16 protein-coding genes are annotated in these 13,418 nt (G+C 68.9%); 5 read left to right on the top strand and 11 right to left on the bottom strand.

All coding sequences use genetic code 11. The annotated features are described in order from the left end of the window. Positions 1 to 3 precede the first annotated feature (3 nt). Genes F572_RS0110995 through purM form a run of 3 tightly spaced genes read right to left on the bottom strand, consistent with a single transcriptional unit; the run spans position 4 to position 2,547 of the window. Positions 4 to 753: a DUF3108 domain-containing protein gene (locus F572_RS0110995; RefSeq protein WP_026142953.1), complete on the bottom strand. Its 750-nt coding sequence runs from the start codon at positions 751 to 753 to the stop codon at positions 4 to 6. Positions 754 to 784: 31 nt separating this feature from the next. After that, complete coding sequence (gene purN / locus F572_RS0110990) at positions 785 to 1,492, bottom strand: phosphoribosylglycinamide formyltransferase (protein ID WP_017941391.1); 708 nt, start codon at positions 1,490 to 1,492, stop codon at positions 785 to 787. Then, positions 1,489 to 2,547 carry a phosphoribosylformylglycinamidine cyclo-ligase gene (purM, locus tag F572_RS0110985; protein WP_017941390.1) on the bottom strand — a complete coding sequence of 353 codons (1,059 nt, stop codon included), beginning with the start codon at positions 2,545 to 2,547 and terminating at the stop codon, positions 1,489 to 1,491. The genes purN and purM overlap by 4 nt, the downstream gene beginning before the upstream one ends. Before the next feature lie 222 nt (positions 2,548 to 2,769). Between purM and F572_RS0110980 the strand changes: the two genes are divergently transcribed. The 4 genes from F572_RS0110980 to hda are packed head-to-tail and all read left to right on the top strand — an operon-like array spanning position 2,770 to position 6,252. Further along, positions 2,770 to 3,801: a DUF2066 domain-containing protein gene (locus F572_RS0110980; RefSeq protein ID WP_017941389.1), complete on the top strand. Its 1,032-nt coding sequence runs from the start codon at positions 2,770 to 2,772 to the stop codon at positions 3,799 to 3,801. A 20-nt stretch (positions 3,802 to 3,821) separates the two neighbouring features. Next, positions 3,822 to 4,412 carry a CDP-alcohol phosphatidyltransferase family protein gene (locus F572_RS0110975; protein ID WP_017941388.1) on the top strand — a complete coding sequence of 197 codons (591 nt, stop codon included), beginning with the start codon at positions 3,822 to 3,824 and terminating at the stop codon, positions 4,410 to 4,412. Then, positions 4,409 to 5,521 carry an AI-2E family transporter gene (locus tag F572_RS0110970; protein ID WP_017941387.1) on the top strand — a complete coding sequence of 371 codons (1,113 nt, stop codon included), beginning with the start codon at positions 4,409 to 4,411 and terminating at the stop codon, positions 5,519 to 5,521. The genes F572_RS0110975 and F572_RS0110970 overlap by 4 nt, the downstream gene beginning before the upstream one ends. Further along, the gene (gene hda / locus F572_RS0110965) at positions 5,518 to 6,252 is read left to right on the top strand and encodes a DnaA regulatory inactivator Hda (protein WP_017941386.1); all 735 of its coding nucleotides are present in this window, start codon (positions 5,518 to 5,520) and stop codon (positions 6,250 to 6,252) included. The genes F572_RS0110970 and hda overlap by 4 nt, the downstream gene beginning before the upstream one ends. Positions 6,253 to 6,632: 380 nt before the next feature. Here hda and F572_RS0110960 read toward each other — a convergent pair whose 3' ends face one another. Genes F572_RS0110960 through arsC form a run of 3 tightly spaced genes read right to left on the bottom strand, consistent with a single transcriptional unit; the run spans position 6,633 to position 7,950 of the window. Beyond that, positions 6,633 to 6,989: a DUF2069 domain-containing protein gene (locus F572_RS0110960; protein WP_017941385.1), complete on the bottom strand. Its 357-nt coding sequence runs from the start codon at positions 6,987 to 6,989 to the stop codon at positions 6,633 to 6,635. Then, positions 6,986 to 7,597, bottom strand: a complete 612-nt coding sequence (wrbA, locus tag F572_RS0110955) for an NAD(P)H:quinone oxidoreductase (RefSeq protein WP_017941384.1) — start codon at positions 7,595 to 7,597, stop codon at positions 6,986 to 6,988. Before wrbA ends, F572_RS0110960 begins: the two co-directional genes overlap by 4 nt. Further along, positions 7,594 to 7,950, bottom strand: a complete 357-nt coding sequence (gene arsC / locus F572_RS0110950; protein ID WP_017941383.1) for an arsenate reductase (glutaredoxin) — start codon at positions 7,948 to 7,950, stop codon at positions 7,594 to 7,596. Before arsC ends, wrbA begins: the two co-directional genes overlap by 4 nt. 23 nt (positions 7,951 to 7,973) lie before the next feature. On the opposite strand from arsC, the gene yccX reads away from it, so the two are divergent. Next, positions 7,974 to 8,264 (top strand): acylphosphatase, encoded by a 291-nt coding sequence (gene yccX, locus F572_RS0110945; RefSeq protein ID WP_017941382.1) that lies wholly within the window; start codon positions 7,974 to 7,976, stop codon positions 8,262 to 8,264. A 76-nt stretch (positions 8,265 to 8,340) separates the two neighbouring features. Here the strand turns inward: yccX and F572_RS0110940 are convergent, their stop codons facing one another. From F572_RS0110940 to F572_RS0110920, 5 genes are all read right to left on the bottom strand, one after another. Continuing rightward, on the bottom strand, positions 8,341 to 10,203 hold the full coding sequence (locus tag F572_RS0110940) for an SLC13 family permease (RefSeq protein ID WP_017941381.1): 1,863 nt from the start codon (positions 10,201 to 10,203) through the stop codon (positions 8,341 to 8,343). A gap of 79 nt (positions 10,204 to 10,282) precedes the next feature. Further along, complete coding sequence (locus F572_RS0110935; RefSeq protein ID WP_017941380.1) at positions 10,283 to 10,582, bottom strand: HigA family addiction module antitoxin; 300 nt, start codon at positions 10,580 to 10,582, stop codon at positions 10,283 to 10,285. 20 nt (positions 10,583 to 10,602) lie between these two features. Next, positions 10,603 to 10,887, bottom strand: a complete 285-nt coding sequence (locus F572_RS0110930; protein ID WP_017941379.1) for a type II toxin-antitoxin system RelE/ParE family toxin — start codon at positions 10,885 to 10,887, stop codon at positions 10,603 to 10,605. Positions 10,888 to 10,946: 59 nt separating this feature from the next. Beyond that, a complete protein-coding gene (locus tag F572_RS0110925) occupies positions 10,947 to 12,659 on the bottom strand; it encodes a proline--tRNA ligase (RefSeq protein WP_017941378.1) in 1,713 nt (570 codons plus the stop codon). 34 nt (positions 12,660 to 12,693) lie between these two features. After that, on the bottom strand, positions 12,694 to 13,035 hold the full coding sequence (locus F572_RS0110920; protein WP_017941377.1) for a phenylpyruvate tautomerase MIF-related protein: 342 nt from the start codon (positions 13,033 to 13,035) through the stop codon (positions 12,694 to 12,696). Positions 13,036 to 13,418 lie beyond the last annotated feature (383 nt).

The raw sequence follows: 13,418 nt of genomic DNA, 5'->3' as shown, positions 1-13,418 counted from the left end.
TGGTTACTCGTCGGTCAGATCAATGATCGGGTCGTGCCATTCCAGCTGCGTCAGGTTCAGCTCGAACACGCGGCCGTCGGCCTCGTAGTCGAAACGCACCGGGACATGGCGCAGTTCGCGGGCGAACCAGGCGGACAGGGCGACGTCGCTGTCCTGGCTGCGGCGGTCGATGCGGATGGTCTCCACGCGGCCGATCGGGGAGTCCATCGTTTCGCGCCCGGCGTATTCGAACTGGTATTCGCGCAGGCGGTCGCGTTCCAGGGCCTGGACGGTCACGCGATCGCCCTCGCTGGCCAGCTCGCCGGTCTCCAGACGCTGCATCATCAGGTACAGCGAGCCGAGGAAGTCCAGGGTCCGTTCCGGCACCTCGAGTTCGAAGCGCTCGCCGTTGATGGTGCCGATCGCGCGGTGGGTTTCCCAGTCGAAGCGGGTTTCGACCTTGCGTTCCCGGCGCGGGGTGATCTGCTGGCTGCGCGACTGGACCAGCTGCAGATCGCCGTTGCGGGTGTTCATCAGAGCCTCGCGGCTCAGCTCGAAGCGGCCCAGGATGCGCAGGAAGCCGGAGACATGGGCATCCATCGCCATGCGGGTCTGGACGTCCTCGTGGTTGAGGGTGATGCGCGCCTTGAGCGTGTTGCCCATGGCGCTGGCCTCGTAGCTGGCGGTGTAGGGCGGGATCGGCCGCAGGTCGCGGTCCGCGGCTGCCGGGGTGGCCAGCAGGGCCAGTAGCAGGGCCGGCACCAGGGCCAGCATCATGGAAACGGCACGCCGGGTCATCGCGCGGCTAGCTCCGGTCCTCAGGGCCTGAACGTTCATGGGTGTCCTCGTCGAGTTGCAGCGGTGCCTCAAGCGGCCTGCCGTCGCCCTGCAGGATCCGCCCGGACCACTGAATTTCGCCTGAACACACGCGGCGCACGACTTCGGGGTACAGCCGATGCTCGGCCCGCTGCACGCGGGCGGCCAGGGTGTCGGGCGTGTCGTCGGGCGCCACCGGCACGCGGGCCTGCATGATCACCGGCCCGCCGTCCAGCTCGGGGGTGACGAAGTGGACGCTGGCACCGTGCTCGGTCTCGCCATCGGCCAGGGCGCGGGCGTGGGTGTCCAGGCCGCGGTACTTGGGCAGCAGTGAGGGATGAATGTTCAGCATGCGGCCGGTGAAGCGGTCCACAAAACCGGGGGTCAGGATGCGCATGAAGCCGGCCAGGATGACCAGGTCGGGGGTGTAGTCCTCGATGGCATCGGCAAGATCGGCATCGAAGGCCTCGCGCGAGGGGTAGTCCCGGTGGTTCAGCACGCGGTGCGGGATGCCGTGGCGTTCGGCGAACTCCAGCCCGCCGGCATCCGGGCGGTTGCTGATGACCCCGACCACGCGCCCCGGGATGCGCCCCTGTTCGCAGGCCTCGATCAGCGCTCCGAGGTTGCTTCCGCGCCCGGAGATCAGTACTACCAGGCGCCGCGCGGTCGTGTCCGGTTGCTCGATGGGTCCGCTCATGCGGCGGCGTAGGTGACGCCGGGCTGGTACTCGTCGCGTTCGCGGATCACGCCGATCGGCCAGCTGCGGATGCCGGCCCGGGCGAGCTGCGAACTGGCGGCCTCGACCCGGTCCTCGGGAAGGATCACGGTCATGCCGATGCCGCAGTTGAAGGTGCGCAGCATCTCTTCATCGCTGATGTCGCCGGCCTGCTGCAGCCACTGGAACACCGGGGGGCGGGCCCAGCTGTCCGGGTCGATGCGCGCGCCGAGGGTGTCCGGCAGGACGCGCGGGAGGTTCTCGGTCAGGCCGCCGCCGGTGATGTGGGCCATGGCGTGCACCGGGAACTCCTCCAGCAGCTCCAGCAGCGGTCGCACGTAGATCCGGGTGGGGGCCATCAGGGCCTCCCCGAGGGTGACGCCGTCGCCATCCGGCAGCGGGGTGTCGAGGCGGGCGCCGGCGTGCTCCAGCACGCGCCGGATCAGGGAGTAGCCGTTGGAGTGCGGGCCGCTGGCCTCCAGACCGAGGACCACGTCCCCGGCCGCGACCCGGCTGCCGTCGATCAGGGCGTCCTTCTCGGCGATGCCGACCGCGAACCCGGCGACGTCGTAGTCCTCGCCCTGGTACATCCCGGGCATCTCGGCCGTCTCGCCGCCGATCAGGGCGCAGCCGGCCTGCTCGCAGCCCTCGGCAATGCCGGTGACTACGTCCGCGGCGATGTCCACGTCCAGGTGGCCGGTAGCGTAGTAGTCGAGGAAGAACAGCGGTTCGGCGCCCTGGACGACAATGTCATTGACGCACATCGCGACCAGGTCGATGCCGATACTGTCATGACGACCGCTCTCCTGGGCCAGGCGCAGCTTGGTGCCGACGCCGTCGGTGCCGGACACCAGCACCGGCTGCCGGTAGCGGTCCATCGGCAGCTCGAACAGGGCACCGAAGCCACCCAGGCCGGCCATCACGCCGGGGCGCCGGGTACGCGCCGCGTGCGGCTTGATGCGTTCGACCAGCTCGGCGCCGGCCTCGATGTCGACACCGGCCTCGCGGTAGGTCAGGCCTGAACGGGATTCGGACATGGGTTCCCCGATGTTGAGTAAGCGCGGGTGGAGGCCGCGCGCTGCGGCGGTCTCGCAGAACCCGGCATGGTAGCGAGCCGGCTGCGGGCGTGCAAAGCAGGCCGGGACCCGCGGACGCCCTCGCGCCCGGTTGTCGCGAGCTTTCCCGGGCCCCCGGCCCGGCGCTTCCGGTCAGGGAGGCTGTGGTATTTTGTGGCGCCTGTCGAACGACGGAACGAGACCATGTCCCTGCATCCCCGAGCCTATCCGCGCCTGGCCCTGTTGCTGGGTCTGCTTTTTCTCATGCTGGCGCCGCCTGCCGCGGCCGACGGTCCGCTGGTGGTAACGGTCTCGTCCGAGGACGAGACGCAGGCGCTGGAGGAGGGTCTGGAGCAGGCGCTGGTGCGGCTGGCCGGGCTGCGCTCGGAGCCGGTGCTGGCGCTGGTCGACGAGATGCTGGAGGCGCGCGACGACGCGGGCTGGATCGCGGCGCTGGAACGTCGCCAGCAGGTGGACGACGGTGCTTACCGCCTGGAGTTCGACCGCTTCCGCCTGCGCACCGCGCTGCGCGATGCCGGTGTGCCGGCCCTGCTCGGGGAGCGCCCGGCGCTGCTGGTCTGGGCCGTCCACGACGCGGGCGGGCAGCGTGACCTGCTGGGGGATACGGTGGACGGGCCGGGGGTCCTCGCCGCGCTGGGCGATCTGGCTGAGGCCCGCGACATGCCCCTGCTGTTCCCGCTGGGTGACCTGCAGGACCGCCGGGCCGCGCAGCCCTCCGATATCGTCGGCGGGGTGACCGAACCGCTGGTGGAGGCCGCCCGCCGCTACGAGGCCGACGGCGTCCTGCTGCTGCACGTGCGTGAGACGGCGGGCGGGGCCGAGGCGCGGGTGATCGCCGTGCACGACGCCCGTGAGTACCGCAGTTCCGCGCGCGGCGAGAGCCCCGCCGCGGCGGCGCGCGAGGCGGTGGCGATCGGCCTGGATCAGGTGGGTGAGTCCCTGGCGCGAGTCGCGGCCGAACCCGAATGGTTGCGCCTGGGCTTTGCGGGTATCCAGGGCTATGGCGCCTTCGAGCGGCTGCGCGCGGAGCTGACGCGGCTGCAGGCGGTGGAGGCGGCGCGCCTGGATTCCCTGGCCGGCGACAGCGTGGTGCTGCAGGTCCGCACCGGGCTGGACCGGGATGACCTGGTGGATCTGCTGCGCGGTTCCGGCTTCGCCCGGGCCGAGGTCCCGGACGCCACAGTCGAGGCCGACGCCTGGCTGAGCCGGCCCTGAGCGTTGCCGCGTCGAACCGGATGCTGCCTCGTCACCAGATCCCCAATGCCGTCACGATCGGCCGGATCCTCCTGATCCCGCCGATCGTCGTGCTGTTGGCGCTGGAGCACTACCTGGTGGCGGTCGTGTTGCTGGCGATCGCCGGGCTGAGTGACGCCCTGGATGGCTGGTTGGTGCGGCGCTACGGCTGGCACACGCAGCTGGGCGCCTGGCTGGATCCGGCGGCGGACAAGCTGCTGATGCTGGGGGTCTACGTGGCCGTGACCCTGTCGGGACTGCTGCCGTTGTGGCTGCTTTTGCTGGTGGTGGGACGTGATGTCTGGCTGACCGCCGGCTCCGCGCTGTACCGGCTGTTTGTCGGGCCCCTGGCGATCCGGCCGCTGCTGATCAGCAAGGTGAACACCTTTCTGCAGATCACGCTGGTGCTGGTGGCGATCGTGAAGGTCGGCCTGCTGGCGCTGGACCCGATCTGGGTGCAGCTGCTGATGATTGTCGTGGCCTTCACGACCCTGGCCAGCGGCCTGGCCTATACCGTGCAGTGGGGGTATTACGCCTGGCGCCACCTGCGTGGACATCCGTATGCGGCGGGAACATCGGGGAGAAAATCATGACGACGCCGGCCCTGGATCGAAGCTGGCCGCTATCGGCTGCGACCCTTGCCGCCCTGGTCGGGCTCCTTCTGCTGGGCGGGGCGCTGTACCTGCTCGCGCCGATCCTCACGCCCTTCGTCGTGGCGCTGCTGATCGGCTATCTGTTCAATCCGCTGGTGACCCGCCTGGCGGCGCGCACCGGGCGCTCGCGCACCCTGGCCACCGTGGTCATCTTCCTGCTGGTGATGCTGGGGCTGGCGGCGCTGATCCTGATCCTGATCCCGCTGGCGATTGCCCAGTTCGAGCGGCTCACGCTGGCGATGCCGCAGATCCTCGGCTGGTTCGACGGGCAGGTGCGTCCGTGGCTGGAGGACCTGGCCGGGGACAGCCTGCCGCCCCTGGACGCCGGCGCCCTCCAGGGGCTGGTCGCCGAGCACTGGCGCGAGGCCGGCGGGCTGGCCGGCGGCGTGCTGCAGTGGATCGGCAGTTCCACCGGCGCGCTGGTGCTGGGGGTGCTGAACCTGGTACTCATCCCGGTCGTGAGTTTCTATCTGCTGCGCGACTGGCCGCGCGTTCTGAACGGGTTGCGCGACCTGCTGCCGCAGACTTGGCGCCCGGCGGTGCTCACCTTTGCTGCGGAGTCGGACGAGACGCTCGGGGCCTTCCTGCGCGGGCAGCTGCTGGTGATGCTGGCACTGGGCCTGTTCTATGCGGTCACGCTGACCGTGGCCGGGGTCGAGATGGGGCTGGCGATCGGACTGATCGCGGGGCTGGTGAGCTTCATTCCCTATGTCGGCGTGATCGTGGGCGTGCTGCTGGCCAGCGCAGCGGCGCTGGTGCAGGGCGATGGCTGGACCCTGCTGCTGATCGTGCTGGCGATCTTCGCCGTCGCGCAGGTGCTGGAGTCCATGGTCCTTACGCCCTGGCTGGTGGGGGACCGGACCGGCCTGCATCCGGTCGCCGTGATCTTTGCCGTGCTCGCGGGTGGTCAGTTGTTCGGCTTCTTCGGCGTGCTGCTGGCGCTGCCGGTGGCGGCGATCCTGGCCGTCGGCGTGCGGCATCTTCTGGTGCATTACCGGCGCCTGAATGCCGGGGAAGCGTCCTCGAAGCGGGAGGCCCCCGGGGAATGAGTGCCGGTCAGGGTCGCGAGGCTGCCCCCCAGCGCCAGCTGCCGCTGGATCTACGCCTGCGGGACACGTCGCGCTTTGCCGGCTTCTATCCCGGCAGCAACCCGCTCGCCCGGGATGCGGTGGAGGCCCTGGCCGTCGGATTCGGGATGACCGAGCCGCAGATCCTGCTGCACGGCCCGTCCGGCGTTGGCAAGACCCACCTGCTGCAGGCGGCCTGCCATCAGGGCCACGAACGCGGCGAGCCGGTGGCGTACTTGCCGCTGGGCGAGGTCGCATCCGCCCCGCCGCTGGCCGTGCTGGACGGCCTGGAGCGTGCCCGCCTGGTGGCACTGGACGATCTCGACCAGGTGGTCGGGCAGGGTGACTGGGACGAAGCTCTGTTCGGGCTGCTGAACCGCCTGCGCGATGGCGGCTGCCGGGTGTTGTTGGCGGCGACTCACGCGCCGGACGGGCTGGACAGCCGCCTGCCGGACCTGACGTCGCGGCTGGCGTGGGGGCCGGTGTTCCGCATGCAGGCACCGGAGGAGGACGACCTCAAGCGCATCCTCGCCCAGCGCGCCGCACTGCGCGGGCTGGAGCTGCCGGAGGCGGTGGCCGACTACCTGCTGCGCCACTATCGCCGTGACCTGGTGGCGTTGCTGGAACTGCTGGACCGCCTGGACCTGGCCGCCCTGGCGGAACAGCGGCGCCTGACCATCCCCTTTGTCCGCGACCAGCTCGCGCGTTCCTGACGTTCACCACGAAGCGTCCGACGAAGGGCGAGGTCAAGGTCAAGGACGGCTTACAGGAAGGTGAGAAGACGGGAAGGTTCTGGATGGGGGCCGAGGGAGTAAGGACCTGTAGGGGTAGCACCCAAGGAGTTCGTCATCCCGGCCGGAGCGTAACGCAGAACCGGGATCTCCGGCGTCGGGAACACTGCCTCGGCGAGATCCCGGATCACCGCTGCGCGGTGTCCGGGGTGACGCGTGTAGGCGAGGCACTGCGCACTGCGGCGGTGTTCCGGGCTATCCGTTCCAGCCAATAAATGGCCTTTCTTCCAGCCTTCCCATCTTCCTGTGAATCGCCCTTGACCTTGCCCTTCTCCGTACGCTTCGTAGTGGGCCCAAAACGCTCAGGAAGCGATTTGGCGGGCGCGGCGGGCGTCCAGCTTGACGTAGAGCAGGCAGCCGGCGAACCAGGCGAGGCTGGCGGCCGTCATCAGCAGGCCGTACAGGCGTGCGTCCGCCGCCGCGGCCAGGGTGATCCCCAGGGTCACGTAGGCCAGCGCCAGCAGGCTGGACCAGGCGTGGGTGTAGCGGCGCCCGTGCAGCATCCCGCGCAGCGGGAACAGCAGCGGCAGGACCAGGATCACCAGTGCCACCGAGATCGGCACGATCTCCGGCGGGTCGATCCATGTGGTCCACACCAGGATCAGGCCGAGCAGGGCCAGGTAGGCGATCAGCGCCAGCCCGCGCGCCGCGAGGATCATGCCGGCTCCCCGGCCTGCAGGCGGCGCGTGATGCGGCCGACCCGCTCGCCCAGTGCCGCGGCGATGCGCTGTTCCTCGCGGGAGACCGGATGTTCGCCCTGGCCGCCGGCGACGTGGCTGGCCCCGTAGGGTGAGCCCCCGGAGGTCGTGGTGCTCAGTTCCGGCACGGTGTAGGGCACGCCGACCCAGAGCATCCCCTGATGGATCAGGGGCATGGCCATGGTCAGCAGCGTGGTTTCCTGGCCGCCGTGCTGGGTGGCGGTGCTGGTGAACAGGCCGAACGGCCGGTCGACGAGACCTCCACTGGCCCACAGGCCGCTGGTGCCGTCGAGGAAGTGCTTCAGCGGCGCGGCCATGTTGCCGAAGCGGGTGGGGGAGCCCATGACCAGCCCGGCGCATTCCTCCAAATCGCGGGTCTCCGCGTAGGGCGGGCCGTCGGCGGGAACCGCCGGGGCGTCGCCGGTGATGTTGGTGCTCACCGGGGGGACGGTGCGCACGCGTGCGACCGCACCGGCCCGCTCGACGCCGCTGGCGACGTGACGGGCCAGCTCGGCGGTCGCGCCGTAGCGGCTGTAGTACAGCACCAGGACCTCGGGGGCCGCGCTCACGACAGGATCTCCAGCACCTGCTCGGGGGGGCGCCCGATGCGCGCATGGTCGCCGTGCACGAGGATCGGCCGCTCGATCAGTCTCGGGTGCTGGACCATGGTCTGGATCAGGGCCTCGTCATCCAGCTCCGCATCCTTCAGGCCCAGTTCGCGGTACTCCGCCTCGCCGGTGCGCAGGAGATCGCGCGGGGCGATGCCCAGCCGGTCGACGATGGCGCGCAGGGTGGCGGCATCCGGCGGGGTCTTCAGGTATTCGACGATCTGCGGCTCCACGCCCTGCTCGCGCAGCAGTTCCAGGGTCGCGCGCGACTTGCTGCAGCGCGGGTTGTGGTACAGCGTAGGGGCATCGGACATGAATCCACTCCGGAGGACAACAAATGACGGAGGCCAATGATAACCATGCCCGCCGCTGGCGTGTCAGCGGCCGGGTACAGGGCGTGTTCTTCCGCGCCTCCACCCGCGACGAGGCCCGGCGGCTCGGGCTGACCGGTTATGCCCGCAACGAACCGGACGGCAGCGTCGAGGTGCTGGCCGTGGGCCCGCGCGAGGCGCTCGACACGCTGGAGGAATGGCTGGCGGACGGGCCGCGCATGGCGCGCGTGGACGCGGTGGAGGCCGAGGAGGTTGAGCCGCCCGAAACCCCGCCACGGGATTTCGCCACGGGTTGAGGCAATGATGCGTCCGTAGCGCCGGGTTGCGGTTGCGGGTATCGGCCCGAGTGGACCCGAAAGGTCGTGACCGGGCTCAGAAGAGCAGGTTGATGACAATCAGCGAGACGACCATGAATAGCAGCGTGACGCCGGCCCCGGCGCGCAGGTAGTCGGCCACGCGGTAGCCGCCCGGGTCCATGATCAGGGCATTGACCTGATGGGTGGGCAGGATGAAGGAGTTGGATGCCGCGATCGCGACGATCAGAGCAAATACCCGCGGGTCGGCGTCGATGCCCATGCCCTGGGCGACGCTCGCGAAGCTGACCGCCAGGGGCACCAGCAGGACCGTGGCGCCGACGTTGGACATCACCAGCGTGAAGAAGGTGGTCAGCAGGAAGACCGCGACCTGCAGCACCCATACCGGCATGCCCTGTAGCTGTTGCATGCCGTTGGTCGCGATCCACTCGCCAGCACCGGAGTTCTCCACCGCCAGACCCAGCGGGATCAGCGAGGCCAGCAGGAACACCGTTTTCCAGCTGATGCCGCGATAGGCCTCGTCCATGCTGATGACGCCGGTGAAGATCATCCCCAGCGCACCGCCCAGCAGGGCGAGCGCCAGGGGCAGGTCGGTGAACAGCACCAGCCCCAGCCCCAGCGCGAGCGAGCCGAGCGCCGCCAGCGGCCGGTGGGTCTTCGAGGCCTCCTGCTTGCGGCGCGGGTAGCGGCTGGTGACCACCACAAAGTCGCGGTCGTCCTCCAGCGCCTGCAGATTCTCCCAAGGGGTATGTACCACCAGGGTGTCGCCGGCCTTCAGCGGGGTATCCGGGACCTCGTCGATGATCAGGTCGTCGCCGCGCTGGATGCGCAGCACCGAGATGCCGTAGGTGCGGCGCATGCCCTTGTCGCGCACCGTTTGCCCGATCAGCTCGGAGCCCGGGGGCACGATGACCTCGGCGATGCCGCCATGGCGGGCGGACAGGGCGCGGGCGAACACGTCCAGTTCGTCCTTCAGCCTCAGGCCGGTCTGTTCGCAGGTCGTCTCGATCGTGGTCACCGGGCCGAGGATCGCCAGATGCGCGCTGCGTTCCAGCTCCACGTCCCGGTTCGGCTCGATGCGGGTTTCGTCGGCTGTCGTGACGCCGACGACATGCACGCCGAAGGTCGCCTCGAAGTCACCGACGCTGAGTCCGGTCAGCGAGCTGTCCTCGCCGAGGCGCGCCTCGCGCACGCCGAAGTCCATCCCGTAGACGTCGCGGAACCAGGCCGAGGTGGTCTGCACACGGCTCTCGTCCGGGTCCTCGCCCTGTGGATCGCGGGCGGGCAGCACCCATTTTCCGAACAGGGCGAAATACAGGATCAGCATGGTCAGCAGGGCCAGCCCGATCGGTGTCACGTCAAACAGCCCGAAACCGTCGACATGCTCCGGCAGCAGGTCGTTCAGCAGGATCAGCGGGCTGGAGGCGACCAGGGTGAGGGTGCCGCCGACGATCGCGGCGAAGCCCATCGGCATCAGCAGGCGCGAGCGCGGGATGCGCGCCGCGGCCCCGATGCGGTTGATCACCGGCATGAACAGCGCGGCGGCCCCGATGTTCTGCATGAAGCTGGTGATGATGCCCACCGCGCCAGAGGTGGTGGCCATCACCCGGCGCTCGGTATGCCCGCCAAAGCGCAGGATCAGGTCGGCCAGGCGGTTCATGACCCCGGAACGGTCCAGCCCGGTGCCGATGATCATCACCGCGATGATCGCGATCACCGCATTCGAGGCGAAGCCGGAGAACAGCGCCTCGCCCTCGACGATCGGGGCGACCCCCGGCACCAGCGCCACCATCCCCAGCAGGAACAGCACGCTCAGCGCCGCCAGGTCGATCCGGATCACCTCGGTCACGAACAGCAGGATTGTCAGCCCCAGCAGGCCGAACACGATCCCCATCTCCAGGGTGAACACGATGCTTTCCACAGCGGTTAGTGACCGCCGCGCACGACGCGATTACTGATCAGTGGTTCATGGGTGCGCATGGCGCGGCCGCTGCCTTCGTTCAGGCGACGTGCGGGCGAACTTCCTGATCGAGCCGATTGCCCAGTGCTTGCTGAGCGCACGCCAGCTCGTAGTGGTCCTGAAGGTTCATCCAGAACTCGGGCGAGGTGCCGAAGTATCGGCCCAGGCGCAGGGCTGTGTCCGCGGTGATAGCGCGCTTGCCGCGAACGATCTCGTTGATCCGGCGGGGCGGCACGCTGATATCCAGCGCCAGGCGATACTGGCTGATCCCGGTCTCTTCCAGGAATTCGGCCAAGTGTTCCCCTGGGTGGATCGGGTTATGCGAATTCTCATCATTCATGGTCGCCTCCAGCAGCCCGCCTATCGGTGGTAGTCCACGATTTCAACCTTGTACGCATGGCCGTCGTGCCATTCGAAACAGATCCGCCATTGCGCGTTGATGCGGATGCTGTACTGGCCCGCCCGGTTTCCTTTGAGCCGTTCCAGGTGGTGCGACGACGGAACCTTCAGGTCGTCCAGTTGGGTGGCGGCATGGATGCGTGCCAGCCGCATCCGCGCACGGCGTACGATGTCGGCCGGCAGCCGGCGAGATGTCCCGCCCTGCGCTACCTGCTCGGCGTCCTTGCCTCGGTAGCTCCTGATCATGAGTTAACATTAACGCGACGCGTTAATAGGTCGCAAGGTTCATGTCCTTGCAGGTCAAATCAGCGTTCAAGGCGTTCGCGCAGGCTGTTAATCAGGTTGTCGAGCGGCAGGTGTTCGGCCTCGGGGGCGCGGCGGTCCTGGTATTCGAGTTCGCCGGCGTCCAGGCCGCGTTCGCCGATGACGATTCGGTGCGGGATGCCGATCAGTTCCATGTCGGCGAACATCACACCGGGGCGCTGTCCGCGGTCGTCCAGCAGGACCTGGAAGCCGGCGGCCTCGAGGTCGTCGTGCAGCTTGTCGGCGGCCTCGCGCACGCGCTGGGATTTCTTCGCGCCGATCGGGCACAGGGCGATGTCGAACGGGGCGATGGCGGTGGGCCAGCAGATGCCGCGCTCGTCGGAGTTCTGCTCGATGGCCGCCGCCACGACGCGCGAGACGCCGATGCCGTAGCAGCCCATGGTCACGACCTGTTCGCGGCCGTCCTCGTCCAGAACCCGGGCGCCCAGGGCCTGGCTGTACTTGTCGCCCAGCTGGAAGATGTGGCCCACCTCGATGCCGCGGCGGATCTCGATCGCCCCGGAGCCGTCCGGCGCCGGCTCGCCCTCGGTGATGTTGCGCAGGTCGGCGGTCTCCGGCTGCGGCAGATCGCGGCCCCAGTTCACCCCGGTCAAGTGGTGGCCGTCCTCGTTGGCGCCGACCACGAAGTCGGCCATGCCCAGCATGGTCTGGTCGGCCAGCACCGGGATCGGGCTGCCCACCGGGCCCAGCGAACCCGGATCGGCGCCGAACGCGGCGCGGATCTCGGAGGCCTCGGCCATTCGCAGCGGTTCCGCGATCCACGGGTGCTTCTCGGCCTTGACCGCGTTCAGCTCGTGGTCGCCGCGCAGCACGATGGCGACCAGGTCGGCGTCGATCGCGTCGGAGGCGGCGACCACCAGGGTCTTCACCGTGCGCTCGGTCGGGATGTCCAGGAACTTCGCCAGATCGTCGATGGTGTGCACGTCGGGCGTGGCGATCTTCTCCATCGCCGCGCCGGGGGCCGGGGCCGGCCCCGGCTGCGGACAGGGGGCCAGTTCGACGTTGGCGGCGAACCCGGCCGGGGAGAACGCGATGGCGTCCTCGCCGGATCTGGCCAGTACGTGGAACTCGTGCGAGGCATTGCCGCCGATGGCGCCGGTGTCGGCCTCCACCGCGCGGAAGTCCAGCCCGCAGCGCTCGAAGATCCGGCTGTAGGCCGTGTGCATCTGCTGGTAGGTCTCGGCCAGCGAGTCGCCGTCGATATGGAAGGAGTAGGCGTCCTTCATCAGGAACTCGCGCGCGCGCATCACGCCGAAGCGCGGCCGGCGCTCGTCGCGGAACTTGGTCTGGATCTGGTAGTAGTTCACCGGCAGCTGGCGGTAGCTGCGGACCTCGCGGCGTACCAGGTCGGTGATGACCTCCTCGTGCGTCGGGCCGAAACAGAAGTCGCGCTCGTGGCGATCCTTGATGCGCAGCAGCTCGGCGCCGTAGAAGTCCCAGCGCCCGGATTCCTGCCACAGCTCGGCCGGCTGCACCGCCGGCATCAGCACCTCCAGGGCGCCGGCGCGGTTCATCTCCTCGCGTACGATGTTTTCCACCCGGCGCAGCACGCGCAGGCCCAGCGGCAGCCAGGTGTACAGCCCGGAGGCCAGCCGGCGGATGTAGCCGGCGCGCAGCATCAGCTGGTGGGAGATGATCTCGGCGTCGGCCGGGGTTTCCTTCAGGGTGTTCAGCGGGAATTGCGAGACGCGCATCGGGGGCAGTCCGTGGTTGATGGCTGGAAAGGGTTCAGAACGTGGTGCCGTTGGTGCCCCAGAAGTGGCGCGGGGCGTCGGCGAATTCGATGTAGACGCGGGCCGGCTCGAGGCCCAGTTCGGCCTGCAGGGCGTCGCACAGCTTCCGCGACAGCTCGCGGGTCAGACCTTCCGGCAGGCCGATGCTCTTCAGTTCGCAGTAGGCGAGCGGATCCGTGCTCCCGCCAAAGCACATGGCCGGGTTGTGGCGGCAGGCCACCATCACGTAGCCCTCGGGCTTGCCCAGCCAGTCGGCGACCTGCGCGGACAGGCGCTGGCACAGGCCGGCGGTGTCGTCGGGCAGGGCGGCATTGGTCTCGACTTGCAGCAGCGGCATGGCATCCTCCGGGTCGTTCCAGAAAGGCCGCCATGATACGGGGAGCGCGGGATTGCTGCAGCGTGCGTGCCTAGCCCGGATATTTCATGGATTCGCGTGATGATCGCGCAGGATATTGGCCGCACAGGGGATTTTTCGAAGGAGTGGCGTTGGCGATACGGCCGACTGGGGAAAATTCCCTGTGCGGACAAGAGACCCGCGAGGGCGCGTGCAATTTATGAAACATCCGGGCTGGGGCCGGGTGAAACCCTTGTCAGGGTGGCTATACTCGCTGCGAGGGAGGCGATCCGGGCGCGGATGGGTCCGTCCGGATTGCGTCGAACATCAGGAAATAATAAATTAGAGAAATCTAATATATGGAGGCCGGGGCGTGTGCGAGACTG

The sequence above is a fragment of the Thioalkalivibrio sp. ALE14 genome (genome assembly GCF_000376845.1).
In the GTDB taxonomy this organism is placed as follows: domain Bacteria; phylum Pseudomonadota; class Gammaproteobacteria; order Ectothiorhodospirales; family Ectothiorhodospiraceae; genus Thioalkalivibrio.
This window is presented reverse-complemented; position numbering and strand designations above follow the sequence as displayed.